The sequence below is a fragment of the Sphingomonas faeni genome, assembly GCF_040407505.1.
In the GTDB taxonomy this organism is placed as follows: Bacteria; Pseudomonadota; Alphaproteobacteria; order Sphingomonadales; family Sphingomonadaceae; genus Sphingomonas; species Sphingomonas faeni_E.
In genome coordinates, this window is record NZ_JAPZPQ010000001.1 from 1,432,166 (window position 1) to 1,451,724 (window position 19,559).

Annotated in this window: 20 protein-coding genes and 1 pseudogene; 13 read left to right on the top strand and 8 right to left on the bottom strand. The window is 57.8% G+C overall.

The window, feature by feature from the left end; genetic code table 11:
- Both O6X71_RS06445 and O6X71_RS06450 read right to left on the bottom strand, forming a co-directional pair.
- Entirely contained in the window at positions 1–330 is a 330-nt protein-coding gene (locus tag O6X71_RS06445; RefSeq protein WP_353465002.1) for a YfiR/HmsC family protein, read from the bottom strand.
- Between the two features lie 347 nt (positions 331–677).
- A complete protein-coding gene (locus O6X71_RS06450) occupies positions 678–2,612 on the bottom strand; it encodes a putative bifunctional diguanylate cyclase/phosphodiesterase (protein WP_162236998.1) in 1,935 nt (644 codons plus the stop codon).
- Between the two features lie 722 nt (positions 2,613–3,334).
- Between O6X71_RS06450 and O6X71_RS06455 the strand changes: the two genes are divergently transcribed.
- Positions 3,335–3,841, top strand: a complete 507-nt coding sequence (locus tag O6X71_RS06455; RefSeq protein WP_056413502.1) for a MucR family transcriptional regulator — start codon at positions 3,335–3,337, stop codon at positions 3,839–3,841.
- 144 nt (positions 3,842–3,985) lie between these two features.
- Here O6X71_RS06455 and O6X71_RS06460 read toward each other — a convergent pair.
- A pseudogene (locus O6X71_RS06460) lies at positions 3,986–4,551 on the bottom strand (recombinase family protein).
- A 419-nt stretch (positions 4,552–4,970) separates the two neighbouring features.
- Between O6X71_RS06460 and O6X71_RS06465 the strand changes: the two are divergent.
- The 4 genes from O6X71_RS06465 (at position 4,971) to O6X71_RS06480 (ending at position 8,603) form a co-directional block, all read left to right on the top strand.
- A complete protein-coding gene (locus O6X71_RS06465; RefSeq protein WP_107956066.1) occupies positions 4,971–6,062 on the top strand; it encodes a TonB family protein in 1,092 nt (363 codons plus the stop codon).
- A 159-nt stretch (positions 6,063–6,221) separates the two neighbouring features.
- A complete protein-coding gene (locus O6X71_RS06470; RefSeq protein WP_353465003.1) occupies positions 6,222–6,710 on the top strand; it encodes a MarR family winged helix-turn-helix transcriptional regulator in 489 nt (162 codons plus the stop codon).
- Between the two features lie 3 nt (positions 6,711–6,713).
- On the top strand, positions 6,714–8,054 hold the full coding sequence (locus O6X71_RS06475) for a S41 family peptidase (protein ID WP_353465004.1): 1,341 nt from the start codon (positions 6,714–6,716) through the stop codon (positions 8,052–8,054).
- Between the two features lie 207 nt (positions 8,055–8,261).
- Positions 8,262–8,603 (top strand): hypothetical protein, encoded by a 342-nt coding sequence (locus O6X71_RS06480; protein ID WP_353465005.1) that lies wholly within the window; start codon positions 8,262–8,264, stop codon positions 8,601–8,603.
- A gap of 502 nt (positions 8,604–9,105) precedes the next feature.
- Here the strand turns inward: O6X71_RS06480 and O6X71_RS06485 are convergent.
- Positions 9,106–9,492: a hypothetical protein gene (locus O6X71_RS06485; protein ID WP_353465006.1), complete on the bottom strand. Its 387-nt coding sequence runs from the start codon at positions 9,490–9,492 to the stop codon at positions 9,106–9,108.
- Positions 9,493–9,825: 333 nt separating this feature from the next.
- On the opposite strand from O6X71_RS06485, the gene O6X71_RS06490 reads away from it, so the two are divergent.
- On the top strand, positions 9,826–10,653 hold the full coding sequence (locus O6X71_RS06490) for a hypothetical protein (protein WP_353465007.1): 828 nt from the start codon (positions 9,826–9,828) through the stop codon (positions 10,651–10,653).
- Positions 10,654–10,716: 63 nt separating this feature from the next.
- Here the strand turns inward: O6X71_RS06490 and O6X71_RS06495 are convergent, their stop codons facing one another.
- Positions 10,717–11,415, bottom strand: coding sequence for a LytTR family DNA-binding domain-containing protein (locus O6X71_RS06495; RefSeq protein WP_353465008.1), 699 nt, complete (start codon positions 11,413–11,415; stop codon positions 10,717–10,719).
- Between the two features lie 230 nt (positions 11,416–11,645).
- On the opposite strand from O6X71_RS06495, the gene O6X71_RS06500 reads away from it, so the two are divergent.
- Positions 11,646–13,268 carry a DUF3108 domain-containing protein gene (locus tag O6X71_RS06500; RefSeq protein ID WP_353465010.1) on the top strand — a complete coding sequence of 541 codons (1,623 nt, stop codon included), beginning with the start codon at positions 11,646–11,648 and terminating at the stop codon, positions 13,266–13,268.
- A 96-nt stretch (positions 13,269–13,364) separates the two neighbouring features.
- On the opposite strand, the gene O6X71_RS06505 is transcribed toward O6X71_RS06500, so the two are convergent.
- Positions 13,365–13,910 (bottom strand): GNAT family N-acetyltransferase, encoded by a 546-nt coding sequence (locus O6X71_RS06505; protein ID WP_353465012.1) that lies wholly within the window; start codon positions 13,908–13,910, stop codon positions 13,365–13,367.
- Between the two features lie 172 nt (positions 13,911–14,082).
- Between O6X71_RS06505 and O6X71_RS06510 the strand changes: the two genes are divergently transcribed.
- The 3 genes from O6X71_RS06510 (at position 14,083) to O6X71_RS06520 (ending at position 15,878) form a co-directional block, all read left to right on the top strand.
- Positions 14,083–14,583, top strand: a complete 501-nt coding sequence (locus O6X71_RS06510; protein WP_353465013.1) for a hypothetical protein — start codon at positions 14,083–14,085, stop codon at positions 14,581–14,583.
- Between the two features lie 73 nt (positions 14,584–14,656).
- Positions 14,657–15,367, top strand: coding sequence for a GNAT family N-acetyltransferase (locus O6X71_RS06515; protein WP_353465014.1), 711 nt, complete (start codon positions 14,657–14,659; stop codon positions 15,365–15,367).
- Positions 15,368–15,659: 292 nt separating this feature from the next.
- Complete coding sequence (locus O6X71_RS06520; RefSeq protein WP_353465015.1) at positions 15,660–15,878, top strand: hypothetical protein; 219 nt, start codon at positions 15,660–15,662, stop codon at positions 15,876–15,878.
- A gap of 89 nt (positions 15,879–15,967) precedes the next feature.
- On the opposite strand, the gene O6X71_RS06525 is transcribed toward O6X71_RS06520, so the two are convergent.
- A complete protein-coding gene (locus tag O6X71_RS06525; RefSeq protein WP_353465016.1) occupies positions 15,968–16,288 on the bottom strand; it encodes a hypothetical protein in 321 nt (106 codons plus the stop codon).
- 332 nt (positions 16,289–16,620) lie between these two features.
- Here O6X71_RS06525 and O6X71_RS06530 point away from each other — a divergent pair, with 332 nt between their 5' ends.
- The 3 genes from O6X71_RS06530 to O6X71_RS06540 all read left to right on the top strand — a co-directional run bounded on the left by O6X71_RS06530 (position 16,621) and on the right by O6X71_RS06540 (position 18,070).
- The gene (locus tag O6X71_RS06530; protein ID WP_334017630.1) at positions 16,621–16,779 is read left to right on the top strand and encodes a hypothetical protein; all 159 of its coding nucleotides are present in this window, start codon (positions 16,621–16,623) and stop codon (positions 16,777–16,779) included.
- Positions 16,780–17,399: 620 nt separating this feature from the next.
- Positions 17,400–17,672: a hypothetical protein gene (locus O6X71_RS06535; RefSeq protein ID WP_353465017.1), complete on the top strand. Its 273-nt coding sequence runs from the start codon at positions 17,400–17,402 to the stop codon at positions 17,670–17,672.
- Positions 17,673–17,725: 53 nt separating this feature from the next.
- Positions 17,726–18,070: a hypothetical protein gene (locus O6X71_RS06540; protein ID WP_353465018.1), complete on the top strand. Its 345-nt coding sequence runs from the start codon at positions 17,726–17,728 to the stop codon at positions 18,068–18,070.
- A 1,005-nt stretch (positions 18,071–19,075) separates the two neighbouring features.
- Here O6X71_RS06540 and O6X71_RS06545 read toward each other — a convergent pair.
- Positions 19,076–19,396 (bottom strand): hypothetical protein, encoded by a 321-nt coding sequence (locus tag O6X71_RS06545; RefSeq protein WP_353465019.1) that lies wholly within the window; start codon positions 19,394–19,396, stop codon positions 19,076–19,078.
- Positions 19,397–19,559: the final 163 nt, after the last annotated feature.

Here is a 19,559-nt window from a genome sequence, read left to right on the forward strand (position 1 = left end):
TCAGATTTCCTTGACGAGCATGAGGAAAGCGGACCCAAACCTGATACCGCTTCGACGCGCCGCAGCCTTATTCACGATGATCTGTGTTTTGCTCGCTCCGCTGATGCCCACAATGCATTTTCCCGCCACGACGCAGCCAGCGTCGGCGGTGATTGTCAAAATAGATTGCGCGCTGGCAGCTGCGGCCACTTCGTCCTGGTGCGCGCGTAGACCCATGGTAACGAACGCAGCCTTCGTGCCAGTCAGCTGGCCTAGGTTACTCACTGCCACCCGCCGCGTGCGGAGCGTCGCACGGCCCAGCGTGAAGCCACCAGTCAACATGCGCTCCATGTCAGACGCCTCCGCCTCCGAGGCAGCGTTGCCGGGCTGATAAACAATGCCGACCGGTACCAGTCCGACAGGCGATGGTTGAACGAATGATATGATACGGGCGGCAACGGGGACGTTGAGAACAGCCGACGGGGCCGTCGCCCCTGGCCAAATCATGCTAGTGACGAGGACTGGCCCCGCGAGGAAAGATAGATGTTTCACACGTATCCCGATCGTTTGTCCCGCCGGATAGCAACGGGATGTGTGCCAGTGGTTAATACCCGCCGGGAATGTGGCGGCGGATCGAATGAACCGTTCTGGCCTGTGGCTATGTCTTTTCGAAACCTATGGACGGCACCTGTTTTTGCTCAGGCGGCCACCTGACAGGCTGTGCTGAACAATCGGACAGTTTCAGTGAATGATGCCGGTTTGCCGAATAAGTAACCCTGCCCCTGGGTACATCCCTTTAGTGAGAGCATCGCTGCTACCGCCGCGTCCTCGATACCCTCGGCCGTAACCTTCATGCCGAAGCTGAGCGCCAGCGAGATGATCGCATCGACAATCTTCTCGCTCTCGACGCTGTCAGTGAGCGATGTGACGAAACTTTGGTCGATTTTGATCTTGTCGAACCGGAGGCGTCGCAGGTTGGATAGGCTGGAATACCCAGTACCGAAATCATCCAGTGCCACGGATATCCCGCTTTGGCGGAAGGTTGCCAGCACACGTTCGGCCGCGACGATGTCATCCATCACCGCATCCTCGGTAATCTCGATCTCAAAACGCGATGGCGAGACGCCTTCAGCGAGGATGATGGCGATCAGTGCCTCGGCCAGTCCCGGTTCTTCGAACTGGGTCGGCGAAATGTTCAAAGCCAAACGCAAGTGAGCGGGGATCTGGCGCGCATCAATACACGCCTGTCGCAGGATCGAATTGGTCATCGCCGTTATCTGGCCAGTGCTATCGGCAAGTCTGATAAAGGCGTCAGGCGCTAGTAGCCCGAGACGAGGATGATGCCAGCGCGCCAGAATCTCAAAGCCGCATAGCCCCCCATCTGAGAAACGGACGATTGGCTGATAGAACGGCTTTACTTCGCTGCGGCCAATACCATCGCGCAATTCCTGCTCCATGCGTCGGCGCTCGAACCGCTCGGCTTCCATTGAAGGGGAAAATAAGCAGACGCCGCCCTTGCTGCCCCGCTTGGCTTCATACATCGCGATGTCTGCTGCATGCAGTAGCTCGCTCCCAGCGACCCCATCATTCGGGAAGCGGGAGACCCCGATGCTGGCACCGACCGTAATCGTGTTACTGCGCCAGGCGAGCGGTTGATGAAGCACGTGACTAGCTTGGTAGGCCAACGCCATGGCATCGCCTGTGCTCCCTTCGTCTGGCACGATTATAGCAAACTCGTCCCCGCCCAGGCGCGCAATAGTGGCATAATCCCCACAGACGCTATGCAGTCGGTGTGCAACCGTCATGAGCACCGTGTCGCCGGCAGCGTGTCCATGCATGTCATTGGCATCTTTGAAGCCATCGAGATCAAGCAGCACCACTGATAATCCTCTGCCAGCGGTCATGGCAGCGTCAATGGCAATCTCAAGCGCGTTACCGAACTCTCGTCGGTTAACGAGACCTGTCAGCGCGTCAGTGCGTGCGAGCTTCAGCGCCTCCTGCTCGGCGATACCGCGGCGCGTGATCTCCGCTGTCAGTTGGACACCACGTTCGGCTGCCAATGCGAGCCAAGCATAGGATAGGCCGGCGACGATCAGCACCGCAGCCGTAACTAATGCGACAAGCCATCGCGTCCGCCACGCAGCATCCTCGGCATGACGGTGCGCATCGGCAATGCCGGAGGCTGCGATTGCCTTGACCTCGGCCAGCACACGGTCTGCATTGGCACGAAACGGGCGCAGCATGGCAACGCTAGTGGAGAAGTCGACTTCCAGCATCGACGACACCACTCCAACCGCTTCATCATATTTGCCGAGCTCTGCAACGACCCGGGTAGCACGAGTGATGTCCCGAGGGTCGAGCGCCTCCCGCTGCCTGGCCAGATCGGCGCTGATCTGACTGATCCTATGGCGGATATTGATCAGGCGTCGGGTGCTGTCAGCGGCGCGGCCGTTAGCCGACGCATCAACCAGCAGGCGGTACAGGTTGCCATCTTCGTGGTCGAAGCGCGCGGCAAGCTCGCTCAATGAGACTGCCGTCTGCATGTCATGGTCAACGATGAGGCTGTTGGCATGTTGAACGTAGATGAGCGTGCCAAGGCAAAGTGTCACTGCCAGCACGAGCAATATGATCACGGCCTTGGGGCCAGCTATATACTGCGGTAGCCGCGACTTTCGTTCGAGCTCGGAAACAGCGCTAAGGCTGGTCAACCCATCATCTGGTTGAACAAGGTCAGCAAAGCATTGAGCGCGAGCTTCTGAACATGCAAATTGCGGCCCCGGACCTATCTCGTTTTGCGCGAGACGCGAGGCACGGCGACCGATGCGAAAGGCGGCGCCTCGGATGGTTCGTCGTTCCAGCATGTTCAGCGCCTATGCCGCTGACAAGACTAACAAATCCTTTTGCGATCAAAAAAGATTTGCAATCCGCCCAAGCTTGATACCTCACGCGCAGGATCGGCGGTATGTCATCCCGAATCTACCGAGGAAACTATCAGCGCGAGCTAATCCCGCCGTCGCAAAAATGGGCGCATACCAGAGTGCCTCGTGAGCAACCATTCCGGTCATACAAAGCCGGGCCGGCGTGGCCAGTAGTGAAGCCGGACCAACCGGTCCGCCACGATCGAGATGCAAAGCGGAGAAGTACGTTACTGTGCCACTAAACGTCCGATGCGGCGCGTTGCTAGCAGGCCCGACATCAAGTGGGCGGTGAGTAGGATCTGCATATCGAACCATTTGTGATCACCGCATTTTCCGGTCCTTCCATGCACCAATCTTAAATATGTGGCCTCGGGTAAACTAAGATTGCCAGCAACCAATCAAATACCTAGATGCGCCTCCAGAAATGGAGCCCTGCTATGTCTGACACTACCCTCGATCTGAACCCCGTTGAGCTCGCCACGGAATTGACCATCGCGTGGTTAGCAAACCCCAACACGCGTACCAATGCTGACGACGTTCCGGCCTTCCTGAACAAAATGTACGAAACTGTTTCGGTACTGGTCGGCGGAAACGCTACGGCTGCTGAACCCGAGGCACCTGCTCAAGAATACACCCCGGCCGTGACGGCGCGTAAGTCGCTTGCCAGCCCCGATCACATCATCAGCATGATCGATGGCAAGCCGTACAAGACGCTGCGCCGCCACCTTGCGACTAACGGCATGACGCCAGTGGAGTATCGTGAGCGTTATGGCCTGAAGGCTGATTACCCCATGGTCGCTCCGACCTATTCGGAAGCACGTCGCACGATGGCGAAAAGCATTGGCCTGGGTCGCAAGCCCGGTCAAACCAATGCAGCCAAGGCAGACGCCAAGCCCACCCCGGCTCCGCGCAAGCGCAAGACCGAAGAAACGGCAGCCGAATAAGCCATGGCATAGCTTCCCGGAAAACGGGAGCCGAGCCCCTGTGGAAATGCAGTCTACGTCCCTGGAGGCGCGTCCTCAGGGCCTCCAGGGTCATCAGACGGCGATCATGGCCACTAAAGGGCACGATGCGCAGGTAGCGGTTCTTCAAGGGCCCGGCTCGCTGCCACCAGCCGGAAAATGCCTGTAAAAGGTTGCGACCGAGACGCCGATCGCCTCGGCTACGTCCCGGGGACGATCGCCCGCAGCGAGCAGCTTCATAGCCGTGGCCCTCTTTGGCGTCAGGACCGACTTGCGCCCCCTGCCCGGCCCGTTCTTGCGACGGGCCGCCAGTAGCCCGGCCATTGTGCGTTCGCGGATCAGCTCACGCTCCATTTCTGCGATCGACGCCAGAATGTGAAGGAGCAACCTGCCGGTCAGCGTCGCTGTGTCGATCCCGTCGGTTAGGGACCGTAACTCGATACCGCGGGTAGCAAGGTCAGCTGCCAGTTCGACAAGGCCCTTCATCGAACGGCCAAGGCGGTCGAGCTTCCAGACGACGAGCGTGTCTCCCCGGCGAGCGACGTTCAACGCTTCTGACAAACCCGGACGGTCGGTTTCGCGCCACTCGCCTTGTCACTGCAGATCCGTTCGCATCCCGCAGCGGTCAGAGCGTCCGTTTGCAACGTCAAATTCTGGTCAGATGTCGAGACCCGGGCATATCCGATGAGCATCAGCGGGGAATCCGCCATGTTAGGGCGCCTGCCTCGGAATGCGGCGAAGCGATCTGCGCTCTCACGCAGCGCGTCGCCGTCGGGGCCGTCGAAGGCGGGCGGTGGTACGCGAAGGTTTAGCCGGCCAAGGCCGTCTAGGACTTGAACATAACCCAGCCCGGTACGGTCCTTCGTTTCCTTGGCCGAACGGTGTCCGGAGGCATAGGCGCGCAGTGCGTCGTCGATCGTCATGGTTCGACCCTTCTCAGCTAGTCAACAAAGTTGGCGTTCAATGAGAATGAACAATGAGAACATATTTTGAGAAAGTGGAATTCCAGGCCGGCTATCATCTGTGCTCGCCGAGGATTATTCATTGGTGAGATCGCTAGGCACGTTGCCGCCAGCGGGATAATCGATGTCGTAAATTTGGAGATCACGCCATGCCTGGTGCGCTGCTCGCGCTGCTCAGTGTCCCTGCCCCTCCGGTACCGTTCGCCACACAGCGGACGGAGGTCGTTGCGTTCACCGCCAGCGATGTCACCTGTTCAGGCGAGCCGATAGTAGCCGCTAACATCGTTCGGCCTTTCACAGCCGTTGCAACGCGTTACGGTCCCGCCGTTACCGAAAGCCCCTCACCCACATATCGGTTCTCCTTCGTAATCGATGCGCAGGGGCGCGCCCGCACGATCCGCCGTGATAGGACGGAATCGCCGGGTTGGTATGTCGACACGAGCGATCTTGCCCCTGCGCTGGCGGCTTCGAGCTTTCCAACCGGAATGCCGCAGGCAAAATGCAGCGTGTCCTTCAAGGTATCGGTCACGCCGATCGAGAAGGCGTCGATGCCGGATTTGTACGAACTGGCGAGCCGTCCGGACTCCATAGGATTCGCGCCTGCCCTGTTTGAACGAGTTCGCCCCGCAGACTCAAACTGCCCCCGCGAGCCAGGCCAGTACCGGCGTCTTAACCTGCCGGCCTTCGAAAAACTGTCGCAACCGGCGCGCCGACCATCTTGGGTGTTTCTGGCATTCGACGTGAACGCCGCAGGTAAGCCTGGCAACGTCCAGACATTGGGTACGTCCGGCGATACAGGGCTCGAGCGAGCCGGCCGAGAAGCTTTGCTGGCCAACCGCTATGAGCCGGGAGCGGGTTTTCACGGATGCACCTATCACTTCTACCATAACGGAAGCGCCAACCTGGCGGCCCCCGTACCGGTGCCAGACACGCCCCTGGATACTGGAGACCAGCCCGGTTGTATCGTGGATCCCAAATCGATCCCGGGTCTTCTCGACGGAAGCGCCTACCCCAGAGCGTTCTGGCGCCGCGGAATCGAAGGGGCGGCCGTAATTGGCTATGATACGGCGCCATGGGGAGCGGTAGGGAACGTAAGGGTTCTAGGTTCTGAACCGGACGAGGCGTTCGGCGATACCGCGCGCAATGCGCTTTCCAATGCGCGGGTAGTAGAAAGCGATTCAGGCCGTCGAGGCTGTGTTCAGCGGGTCAAGTTCAAGCTTCCGCCGAAGAGCACCCGGTAACGAGCACTGCCTGGCTGGCGTTCCCGATCGGGAACGCCATAGGCTTCTCAATTGGCGTTCGTTTTTAGGAATTTGAAAGCGGAAGAACCGGCCCCAGATAGGTCGGCCACCCAATATCCGTAACTTGACACGTACCCTGTTACTGAACATCCTTTGACGATGGCCGACTATATCGAGTCTCACGGAAGCGCATTCCTAGCGCATCGACTGCGCCGCTCGTCGGACCGTATCGTCGATCAGATAAGCGGCGTTCTTCTCCAGCTAGGCCTCGACGTTCCACCGCGCGGCGCTTCAATGCTGTTGCTGATCGTTGAGCATCAACAGATCGGGGTGGTGGATATCTCGCGACGCCTGCGATTGTCGCACCCGCTCATCGTCCGCATGGCGCGGGAATTTGAAAGCCGCGGTTTGGTCGAGATCAACGCGGATCCGTCCGATGGTCGGCGGCGAGTTCTAAGCCCGACCGACAAGGCGCGTTATGAGGCTGCCGCGCTTCGGATTTTCAATGCGAATCTGGAAGCGATGTTCGATGACCTGTTTGCAAACATTGATGCTTCTTTGATCTCGGTCCTCGATCGCTTCGACGCTCAACTTGATGCTTCACCGATCCCAACGCGCCTTGCCAACCTGAAATCGACCAAGGAGTAATCGATGTCCCGTCGTCGCGATGTTCTCATGATACTCCTTCCTTTGCTGGCTATACCCATGCCGCAGTCTGCCAATGCCCAAACGGCTCCGCCTTCACCGGCTCCGATCCTTGACGCAGCCACACGTCGTGAGATCGTGAACACGTTCGCCCGCGAGATGCGAGAGCGGTATATTTATTCGGAAAGAGGTGATCAGGTAGCGGCACAGGTGACTGCGGCGCTAGGCGCAGGCAAGTACGACGGCGCCAAAACGGCGACAGATCTTGCACGCAAATTGTTCATCGACGCGGTCGCTATCACGCACGACGCGCACTTGGAAATTTTTGGTCCGGAGGGGCCGCATGCACCCCCGGCACCACAGACCAAGCCCCCGGAAAGTGCTGAAGCAGGGCTCACGCGCGCGGACAAGTTGGCGGGAGGCGTCGGGTACATTGAAGTGGTTGGCTTTCCCCAGTTGGACTCGTTCAAGCGGGTTATCAATGCTGCGATGTCTGGTCTTTCTAGCAGTCGCGCGCTCATCATCGACGTCAGGAGGAATCATGGCGGTGACCCGGAATCGGTCGCTTACCTCCTGAGCTTCTTGGTTGCGCCTGATCTGCCGATCAGCGACATCGTTTTTCGAACCGCAAAGACGAATGAGACAACGCGGCTGAGCTTCCGAAGCGTTCGCACGCCAGTGTCTTTCCTGAGAGTACCTGTCTACGTGCTCACGAGCAGAGATACCTTCTCGGGAGGAGAGGAGTTCGCCTACGACATTCAAGCGCTCAAGCGGGGAACCTTGATCGGCGAAACAACAGGAGGTGGGGCCAATCCGGCAGGGCTGAGCGACCTAGGCCATGGTCTCACTGCAGTTATCCCGATCGGCCGAGCGGAAAATCAGATAACCAAGACCAACTGGGACGGCGTTGGCGTTCGGCCAGACGTGGCCGTCACCTTCGACTCCGCCCTAAGCACAGCGCTATTGAAAACAGGGTCAAAGCCCGTCGCAGACATCGCCACTGCCTCTACACAACGGGTTTTTAGTCCGCGAACCGCTCCTCTACCCCAATCGGAGGCGGCGTTGCGTAAGCTACTCGGCGCTGTCGCCAACGGCGCCCCGATCCAGGCCATCGTGGCACCGCAATATGCTTCCCGTATCGAGGAGACGCTTCCTAAGCTCCGCGCCGAACTTGCCGAACTTGGAGAACTGCGTTCGGTGATTTTCTACCGAGCGGCCAGATTTACGGGAGGCGACGTGTTCAAATTGTCGTTCGCCAATGGTCAGAGAAATATGCAGCTTACAGTAGGACATGAGGGTAAAATCGAAGAGGTGTCACCATTGTTGCCGCTTGATCCTGGTCAGTAAGCTATACTTGGGCCTTTCACGAAACCCGATCGTTGATCGGAATGGAGGCACGGCGACTGCGGACGGAGACTAACCAATAATTTTCCTCAAGCCAGAAATGTTATTGCCCCGAATGATGCCGAAGATGGATGCAACATGGCCGCCCTCAATCAACGCAGTAATTAACACCGTGTTGGGAGGTGAGGTCGTGCTAGTATGGAATGCTTCGTGGTCATTGACGTGATCGCTACGGTCGTGACTGCCTTTTTTGCAGCATCTAGTGGTCAGACTGTCATTACACCGAATATTACTGAATTCGATCTTGAAAAGGTTCACCACAAAAACGCAACTTGCGCCGACCGCAGCCCGTCAGATGACATAATCGTTTGCGCTCCTAAAAACATGAACATTTGGATATTTCCAGCCGATGAGGCCAGATATGCACGGAAGCCACTTCGCGGAGAGTTCACCGGCCCGCTCAATTCAGAAACAAAGGTCCATATTATTCAGGGACCAAGCCCAATTGTCGTGGCACCTGCTGCAGCAGTAACCTTTAAGTGGCGGTTTTAGTAAGAGCCTTTAAACAAGTTATATAATATTAAATAACCTGAGTTTCGAACGAGAAAATGTAAAGTCTGATGCTGGCTGGTATACCTGAAAGTTACTTAGCACATGGTTCTTTGGATACTTGTCGCTCTACAAACAGCGCCGGCTCTATCCGATGCTCAAAATTTCGACCTTGCAAAGATACCGAACCGTCGCAGCGCCGCGCTGTCTGCCCTCACGTTCGAACGATGCAACGATGACGTGTCGGGAGACGAAATTGTCATCTGTGGAAGAATAAAAAGGAATTATAGATCGCCGCTTCCAGAGGAACGGGTAAGCGACCGAGGTCGATCCGTTGGTGAAGCAATGACAGGTTCAGATGCTTTAAGACCTGCTGGCCGATGTGGCATCTTCGAAGGCGAGAGGCGCTGCAACAGGCAGGAGGCGGCTCAGTACGGATATGGTAACGGTCGTGATCCAATTACGGTGCTAAGCCGCATCGCCGGAAAGATATTTAATCCAGAAGCTAACTAGGCTTTGATCCACGAATACCTTGGCGCTGTTTTGCAAGCTCTCCTATAAAAACTACCCGCTTATCGGCAACACAGATAGAAAGATCGCGCTTAACGCTTTCCTTCATCGAAACGCGAACATCTTTTGGAAGAGATTTTTCGTCGGTTGCGGCAATTCGGGATGCCAACTGATCGGCACAGGCCTCAAACGCTCTACAACCAAGAGTGTCGATATCCTGATCGCCACTCGAAGTTTTGGTAGAACAGCGTAGCTTGCTCCCCCGGATTGCATACCTACCTGTCCAATTTGACAACCGCTGCCCAATGACCACGATTTCCGTTTGTTCGGATCCGACTATGGCTTGTTGAGCCACGAGCAAAGCGGCCGTTAGGATCAGCATGTACCCTCCAGGTTACCCGCCTGTTGGCTACAAGCGACGATGCGGCAAACGATATCAGGCGCGGCATCGAATGCCAGCTTTCTCGATATTCGATCAATTTCGGGAATGCCATCCGGCCACTTCCGCCCACCCCAGCGGTTGGCGCGTGTGGAAGATATACCGATAACAGCGACGCGTCGATATTGACGCCCTCAATCTTTCGGCCAAGATCGCTTAGTGAAAATGCTTATCCAGTTTTGTGTTACCGTTTTGGCGGTAATCGGCGGTGCTGCACCAACGTGCGCAGCGGATGTTGCAGGTATATGGGCACTCCGCGCACAGGGCTCTACGCTAATGCTTCTTGAAGTGTCGCGCAGTCGCAAGGGTTGGACAGGATCGTGGACGCAGCCAAGCAGCTACGACACCAACGGTGAATATTTCAACGACATCAAAGCTGACACTACTACTCGACGCTCTCGCGAGGCGCGTAAAACTGAAGATGGCGTCGAGCTTGTCTTCGATAATCCTTGGCCTGGGGGTGCGCCGGATCATATCGCGATCCATGCGGACGGCGAGAATCACGCCAGCATGCAGTGGGCAGCCTTCAATTCAAATCGATATGAACTGACGCGGGTGGCGTCACCTATTGGACTGGGTCCGTGGCAGACTGATCGAGGGTATATCCCTGACACCATTCGATCGACCAGCGACGCTATGACCGCCATCTTTGCTGCCGACCAAGCTGATCGCGTCGATCCGGCGCACATTGACTGGAAAGTCGTTCTCCCTGCGGATCGCGCCCGGCGAGAGCAGACGCAAAAACTACTTGATAGTGGTCGATTGTCGAGCGGAGACGACTTTTATCATGCTGCGTTCGTTTTTCAGCATGGCGAGAAGCCTGACGATTTCATGAGAGCACACGCATTGGCGATGATCGCTATTGCACGCGGACGCTCGGACGCGACGTGGATCGGGGCGGCAACCCTCGACCGTTATCTTCAGTACAGCGGCCGACCGCAGATATATGGCACGCAGTTCACGCGGCCGACCTCCACATTCACACAGGAGCCGTACCAACGCGGCTTGCTATCCGATGCCGTCCGTAAGGCCAGCAATGTTCCACCCTTAGCCGCACAAGAAAATCAGCGGGCGGCATGGGATCGTCGTATACAGCGCGAATAGACGACCAACCCATCAACTCCCATTTCTCGATCGTTTTCGAGATAGCCAATCGCGCCATGCGCCCTAGGCGACACAGCCATCAGTGTCCCTGATCCATCCAGCCGCCTTGAGGCGCGTCACAGCGGATCGCGCGACAGGTGCGACCATGCCGTTGGACAGCCGCAGACGCATCGAGCGGGCGTCTCCTTCAACGGCTGCAACCGCATGGGCCGCAACCCACCACGAGCGATGCGTGCGTAACCCATCTGCCTCGACCGCCTCGATCGCACGGCTGAGAGGCATGAGGATCAGCTCGGAACCGGCGGGGCGATGCACGCGGACGTAATGATCCTCCATTTGCAATGCCAGCACCTCCCCGCCCAGCGGTGTTGCGATCGGATCGATCGGGGGCGGCGAGACGGGATCGTCATGAGATACCGACGCGGAGCGACGCAGGACGAAGCTGACACCTGCCATCGCAATCACCCCGATCGTCGCCGTCTGCGCGAACCAGCGCGGGAGTGAGAGGTCGAGCCGCGCTAGCTCGGGCCATAGCCAGAACGCTGCCACACGCGTTGCCAAGGCTTCGGGTATGCTGGCGAGCAATGTCGCCCCGATCAGGGCGAGCCACCAGGTTCGCGAACCGATGGTGGTCCATATGCCGACGATCCTGAATGCCGCGCCGTAGAGCCCGAGTCCAAGCAACATCGCGCCGATCCAGTAGGCGAGCAGCCGGACCGGGCCACCGTTCAAATAGCTGCCGAACGGTCCGAGGATCGCCAAGAGAGCGCCAATAGCGACAGCTAAGCCAACCCAGCGGACGACGGGCGTCGCCATTCGGCTGCGATCAAGAACGAGGGAAGGCGGGTGGGTCACTCTACCTTCTAACGCGATCACGTTAGCGAACGAAACCCGTTTGCCGACTGACGTACCCGTTCGCCCACTCGCGAATAGACAGCTTCCGCAAGAGTTTGTGCCGCGTCATCGAGGCGCACGCCATTACGGAGTTCATTATGTCATTGCGCCTCGCCATTGCCGCACTGTTCCTCGCCGCTACCACTCCTGCGGCCGAAGCCCAGTCCGTGCAGGTCGGCTTTGAGCGCCAGGTGACAGCGGAGGGCATCGAAGTGGGTATCTGGTATCCGGCGACTGGCACGCCTGTTCACCAGCGGCTCGGCCTCTACGCCCAAGATGTGCTGCCTGATGCGCTTGTGCCGGGTGGCAAGCACCCCCTGGTCGTCATCTCACATGGCACCGGAGGCGATTTCGCCGGTCATGTTGATACCGCCGTAGCGCTCGCTCGCGCTGGCTTCATCGTCGCCGCGCTCACCCACCCCGGCGACAACTGGCGCGACAACAGCCGAGCGACGCTGATAGAGGGGCGTCCGATCGCGCTAAGTGCTGCCATCTCGTACATGTTGCAGGCTTGGCCGGGGCGCGCTGCCATCGATCCCGACCGCATAGGAGCCTTCGGTTTTTCAGCAGGTGGATTCACGGTTCTGGCGGCTGCCGGAGGGAAGCCGGACATGACCCGCTTTGCCGATCACTGCGCGAAGCATCCCGCCTTCTTCGTATGTACGCTCCTCAAGTCGCAGCCTCGAACGCTGTCGACCGCGTGGCCGCCGATGACGGACCCGCGCATCAAGGCGATCGTCGTCGCTGCACCGGCAATAGGCTTTACTTTCGACCATGCGGGACTGGAAAAGGTCCGCATCCCCGTGCAACTTTGGCGTGCCGATAACGATCAGATTTTGCCGGCTCCCTTTTATGCGGATGCGGTTCGCGCGGCATTGCCGATCAGGCCCGATTTCCATGCCGTCTCCGGCGCGGGGCATTTCGACTTCCTTGCCCCGTGTGCCGAACCCGCTACTATGCCGCAGCTATGCGCCAGTGCGCCGGATTTCGACCGCACGATGTTTCATGCCCGCTTCGACACGGAGGTGGTACGGTTCTTCGCGGAGAAGCTGAACCGGCCGGGCTTGGCGGCTATACCCGATGGTACGCGGTTGAGGCCCTATTCAGCCTGTTACGCCATCGTAGGATCATCGGCCGAAGGCTCCCCCGTGATCGGTTCGACGTGGCAATCTGTTCGCAAGGACAAGTTGGAGGGCCGGCCGATCTGGCGGATCGTGATACATCAGCGTCTCGCCAACGGCCGGTTCGATCTGCGCGACGCTTTCGCGCTTGATGCGCGCACCTTGCGACCGATCAGCCTGACGACGACGCGCGACGGCAAACCCCACGCCGAACTGTCCTACGGCTCCGATCGTGTCACGGGGTACAAGTTAGATCGGCAACGCAACCGTGTGGCGGTCGATCAGGCTTTCACGAGTCCCGTTTGGGACGGCAACCTTTTCGGCCCGACCTTTGCCGCGATGCCGCTGGCTATTGGGAAGAGCTTTACACTGCCCTTCTACCAGTATGACCGTGGCGTAGGTGCATTCACGGTCGCCGTTACGGAAACCGAAGTGGTGAAGACGCCGACAGGACGGGTGGAGGCTTGGGTGATCGACGCAGGGTCAAGCGTGGATCGGCGTCTGAAATATTTGATCGCCAAGCAGGATGGAAGGGAGATCGGCTATAGCTCACCACAGGGCGGGCAACGGTTAGGGGGGGCGTGCGCGGGCCTAGAATAACCTTTCCGTCCCTGCGGCAGAGGGTTTTGAGAACGCCAGCGGTTTCTCGAATTCGATCGTTGGCGGGAACGCTGCATAAGCGGCCTTTGCCCGTAGTTATCCTCGCGTCGGGTGCGCCAGTTCCATCCTTATCGACGGCACCTCGCCACCTGCCGCAAGGCAAGGCCGCATGACGCGCCCGACTTCCACGAAGCCGAGCTTGCGGAGCACCCGACCCGAAGGGGGATTACCCTCGAAATAGCCAGACGTGAGGACGGGAAGACCGAGACTTTCAAAGCCAAAGGCAACGACGGCCCTTGCGGCTTCGGTCGTGATGCCACTTCCCCATTTGGTAGGGGATAGCCAATAACCCAACTCAGCGGCGTCAGCGCCTTCTTCCGGCGTCAGGCCGATCGCGCCCAGAAGCGTGTCGGCCCCTCGCAGAGTGATAGCCCATACCCATTCGGCAGGCACGACATGATCTAGAAAAAAGTGGGCTTCGGCCGGGCCATACGGATGCGGAACACGCGCCAAGCGGCGCGCCACTTCCCAATCCCCGACCACGTCTACAATGGCGTCCATGTCGCGATCGTCAGGACGTCGAAGGGATAGGCGTTCGGTGGCGAGATCGGGCCGATTGCCCAATGACAGGTCGGTGTTCATTACTGTTAGATAGACCGGCGTGCGTGGCCACCGCAACTATTGGCCGGCTTCCTAAATCTCGATCCCAAACGAGAACGGGCGTATCCTTCTCGACCTGTCGAAATTGCAGACGTACTATCGGCCTATCAAACATAAAGGGGGACCGTCTGTGGGGGCATGGGGCGCGCTGATTATGAGCTTCTTCGGAGCGGTGTTCGCGGCGTTGACGCTTTACTGGCAATGGCACTTGTCCGGGATCACTCTGGCGCTGCCCTTCTTGGGATTCATGGTGATCGGTCTTGCCGCGAGCTATGTCATCCGTACCCCTGGCGAGGGCATCAAGCCGTCACCGAAAGAAGAACGAGCCATCATGTGGAGCAGCATTGGTGAAGGCGTCGGCCTTTTCCTAGCCGCTAACATCGTAGTGAACCTGCACCGACCCGACCTTCTGTTACCATCAATGGCGTTGGTCGTCGGCCTCCATTTCCTGCCAATCGCCTTTACTGGCGGCTTTCGTCCGTTCTATGCTCTTGGAACGGCGCTAATTGTTGCAGCGATCATGGGCTTCATTGTCGACGCCCCCACAGGCGGCAAGGTCGCTGGATTAATGGCCGCTGGTGCGCTCTGGCTCGCGTCTAGCATCGCAGTTCATCGTGATTGGCTCGCAAGGCGACAGACGCCAGCCACGGTCTAACCGTGTCACAAATCTTGATCCCACCGGGAAAGTGGAGTGCCGGGGCAGTGAGCCGCTATGGTAGTGCAGCCTCATGACGATATTCCCCAAGCCCATTCTGGACTACTGGCATGAAGCGTTCGCTGGTGACGGCAGCTCGACGTGGGCGGTAAGCGAGAAATTGAACCCCAAACGCCCGGCGATGATGCTGGAAGGGATTGATGGCCGGGTGCGAACCGTATTGCGACCCGAGCTGATCGATCGGGTCAATCCTAATGCGCCAGGTGTCACGTCGATCGCCGACATACAGGACCTGTTGGAACGCGGGGGCGTCAGCCTGCACGATCCCGACTATCTGTTCTATCTTCCCGCGGATACGCGCGTCGCGTCCGGTCAATCAATGACCGCACGCCAACTTACGATTGAGGATCGGGATGCGTTCGAGGCGTTCCATGCCGATGCATCAGAGCAGGACCGCGACGATGCGTTTGTCGAACTCGATCATTGGGCGGTGTTCGGTTGCTTTGAGGGCGGTCGGCTGGTCAGTGCCGCCAGCGCATACCCTTGGGAAAGCGGCATGTTCGCGGACTTAGGAGTGCTGACGCTTCCCGATGTTCGGGGAAGAGGTTTGGCACGTGCGGTCGTCCTGACGATCAGCGAATTCTCGCGGCGAAACGGATATGAACCGCAGTATCGTTGCCAGATCGACAACCTTGCATCCGTCGCCCTTGCGAAATCGTGCGGCTTTGCGCTGTTCGGAAAGTGGATAGTGGCATCTGACGTGCTCGATCGAACTGCGGCTTAGAGACTTGCACATTCCCGACTGACCGTCCTTTCGCGAAAGCGGCAGTCTCGATCGCCCTTCCTTTTTGGGAATGGCGGTAAGGTGGCAAGGCGCAGCAATCGACACCTATGTCGCCGAAAGCTACGTATTACGACAAGGCCAGGGTCCGTCGTTCCGACGCGGGCGTTTTCGCGCGAAGCTAGGGCAAATACCGTGAACAAGAGCCGTCAGACCGACACAGCTCTATGAATGAGCCCGGACGAACACTGACCTTCGAAAGGCTGGTCTGGATCGATGACAGGAGTTTATCGGGGTGAGCTCCGGTAACAAACACGACGAAGAAGCCGTTCCCGATCTCGTGTCCCTGGATAACGCCAGCAGGCTCTATGGCAGCGCCTATCGCGTCCTCGACATCATAGAGTTGGAACGTCTCGCCTTCGATGCCAAAATCATCATTCGCCAGTTTCAAATGGATAGAGAACCGTTGCGGGTCAATCGCCTGAGTTGGGATCGGGCTGTGCATGAACGTTAAACCTGCAACTGGTAACATGGCAGCTAAAGCTCTTACCATCTAGGTCGTCGCCTTCCGGTCAATCCCGCCATCTGATCGCTACGGACGGGCTATGTCCGTGCCCAGCCGCTATAAGAGGCAGCGCCGGTCGTCATATCGATCACAAAGGTATCACCGCCGATCCGGCTCGCATAGAACCTTCCGTCGATATTGCTGATGGCGGAGAAGGTGTCAGTCGCGGGGCGGGTCGCATCGAAATTCCGGTGCATATCGTCCGTCGCGCCCTGTTCCGGCGCAATCTGCCACACAGGCCGGTTGCTGGCGTCGAACAGGAACACCTCTCGGCCCCAGATCTCCCGATGAATGACATTTCTCGCCGGATACGCTTCGAACAGAACCAGACGCCCCAAGCCTGGCACCGGTAAGATCATGCCTATTGGGTAAGACTGCACAACTTGGTCCGATATCCTCGTTCGATACCACCATACGACGTGGCGGTTAATTCCCGAAATTCGATCCCTCGCGAGAATGCGGGATCGTACTAGAATCGCCCAATTCCCGACGCTCGACGATGGTTGAGGCGTTCCCGCTTGCGGCCGTTTGTTCAGTAATCCGTCATTACGCTTTCTTCTTCAGTCCGTCCGTTCGGGATACAAAGTCAAACCTTTGGCATTTATTTAGTTTGCAAACCGCCCAGCATGCCGTAGCGCAGGGATGCTGATTTGGTATTTCCGCATCAGGCGTTCGAGAAAGAACCCACGCGATGCACCAGACCGAAATTCAGCGCAGCCGTATTATGGCTATCAGCCTCATGCTGGACGGGGCGCTCAAGCTTACCGACTTAGTGGGTGATGATGTGCTCGCCGCGCACGTTGAGCATGCTCGCGCCTGTGCAGCTGAGCGCCTCGACTCGCTTAAGTAGAGCTACTCGCCATCAGCCTCTTCTGTCCATTTCGGCCATTCCGCTTACGCCCAATCCCGGTCATGGCTGCGCCTTGGCACCTTGCTCAATAGCTGCCGTTCGTTCACGATCGGCCTGATCAATACTTTGTAATGAGTGATGTAAATGTGGCGGGGGTATGTTCGCTGGATTGATGCCGACTTAGGAACCGGATGGCCTCGGGTGAACGGTCTGTCGTCGCTGGTGGCATTTCTACCCCTGATATTGGGACTAAGCTATGCTTCGATGTTTCACCCAAACGACAAGCCCGGCTTTATCGAAAGCCTGCTCGTTATAACGCCGTCGATCATCTTGTTTTCGGTTTGGGGATGGCGTGTCTGCGTTGGGGGTAAGCGGCAGTTCTGCGAAATCCGAACGGCTCGGAAAAAAGATTAATCTATTGCAGAGCTTTCGGTTCATTGCTTGCGCCGCTAGTTATCTGCCCTTCCGCTTTCCTCCCCATTCCAGACGTTCCCTTAATAGGAATCCGTCGCAAAATGGATGAGCTAACAGGCTGATGGTGTGCAAGGTGTGAACCGCAATCAGCGAAAGTCTGAAAACGCCCAATAGCGGACGTCGACCTGTTCGGTTATTGTGCCAACATGGCGACACTTCTGCATGAATATTGGGCGAGCGACGATGGGGCTGAGTTCGCCGTCGTGAGGGAGCGTAATGACGAGTTGCGACCCGCAACCATGCCAAACGCTCGCTTTGTTTTCAGCGTTTCGGCGGACTCTTGGCACGAAGCTATGCAGCGTCAATACGACGAATTAGACTTCGGTTCCTACGAGCCTGTGGCGGGCGCGGAATACGTTTATTCCGACGAAGAAGCCGCTGAACAGCAAGCGTACCTCAACCGGCGGAACGTCCGCTGACGCCCAGATGTTGTCGTCCGCGAGTCTGGACGGGGTGCCCGATAGTCGCCATGATGCCGTCGATGATTGAGGTCAGAGCCCCGTTAGAGATCAAGGTTGATCCACAAGGCGGTTGGGAACTCGCCTTCTGGGTGTTGGACAGCTTCAACTATGCGACGCCGTTCCGGGCCATGCTAATTGAGATCGCTGAGGCTTTAGCACAACACCCGATCCGCTCCGTCTCGCTTCCTGACTATATTGTGGACGAGGATTTCGTCGAGGGAACCCTCCTATTTAACGGGTCGTCGCTGCGGGTATACTACGAACATGCTCTTAGCTATTTGACCTTGGCAAACGACGATCGCGGAGTGCTGACGATCGTGGCTCAGCGCGTGCAGTCACGAATCGCTCTCATATAGGCAGTGGCCGCTTCCGGCTTCTCGCGCCCGAAAGCAGTCCGTCCGCTTTCCTGCCCATCCCGGCCATTCCGCTGACGCCCACTTGCGGTCATAGAGCACATGCGGGATGCTGCCCGGATGAAGCCATGGAATATGACTGTCGGGATAGCCATTGGATCGGTGATCGGGGCTTTCCTCTGGTGGGGTAGCTATGTTCCAAGCGAGGGCGTGTTTCAGAACCCGCAGCTTGTTATCGTTCCTGCCGCCATTGGAATTCTGATCGTCGACGTGCGGAACAGGCGAAAGCAGGTCGGCCAGTACGATCCCAAAGTCACCGCTCGGAATAAGCGCGGGAGGATGTAAGAGAGGGCAATAACCTCTAATGCCGCCCGAAAGCCGCTTGTCCCCTTTCCTTCCCGTCTCGGACATTCCTCTAACCCGATACTAATGGGAAAGGCTTGCTGGCCGGGATCGCCCAATTGTCGCCGTTCGTGAACCTTTATGGTGAGCTTGGAAACGGACATTAAAAATGCTTTCATGCTTTTATGAACAGGGCATCCAAGATCATCCTCGCCTCACTTGCGATCGTAGGCACATTTGCGATTGGTTTTGAGACCGGTGAGTGGCGTGCGCTTGAGCGTGAGAGGCGGTTGCCTAGTTGGAACGGGTCAATCGCACAGGCACAGGATGCCGCTCAGCGGTGGGCAACGAAGGTGCACGAGACCCCATCAATGGCAATGTCGAACCGATATCCCCGTTATATTTCTTTCCCCAAAAAAACTTGCATTCAGTTGAGGTTGAAGGGTGGCGTCGGAGGAGTTCCGATTTACTGTTACCGGGGGAATACGATCCATTTATTGGAAGAATATAGCGATGTATAGTAAAAACGAATGACGGCTTACCGCCCGATTTGCGCTAAAGCGGCCCATCCGCTTTCCTTCCCAACCCAGACATTCCCGAATTCGATTGGTTGTGGGAACGCTCGCGCGAAGATCGACAATCCCGCGATCTGATCGCTACGAAGGGCTATGTCCGTGCCCAGCCACTATAAGAGGCAGCGCCCGTCGTCATATCGATCACAAAGGTGTCACCGCCGATCCGGCTTGCATAAAATCGTCCTTCGATATTGCTGATGGCGGAGAAGGTGTCGGTCGCGGGGCGGGTCGCATCGAATTTCCGGTACATGTCGTCCGTCGCGCCTGGTTCCGGCGCGATCTGCCAAACGGGCCGGTTGCCGGCGTCGAACAAGAACACCTCTCGCCCCCAGATTTCGCGGTGAATGACATCCCTCGTCGGATACGCTTCGAATAGAACCAGACGCCCCGAGCCGGGCACCGGTAAGATCATGCCGATAGGGTAAGACTGCACAGCCTGATCCGATATTCTTGTTCCACACACCACAATACGAGGCAGCGGTTAATTCCTCAAACTCGATCCAGACTGTGCGAAAAGTCGCGTCTGTGATTCCGCCGGGCTGCAGATCGGCGTATGCTAGTGGCATGGCGTATAT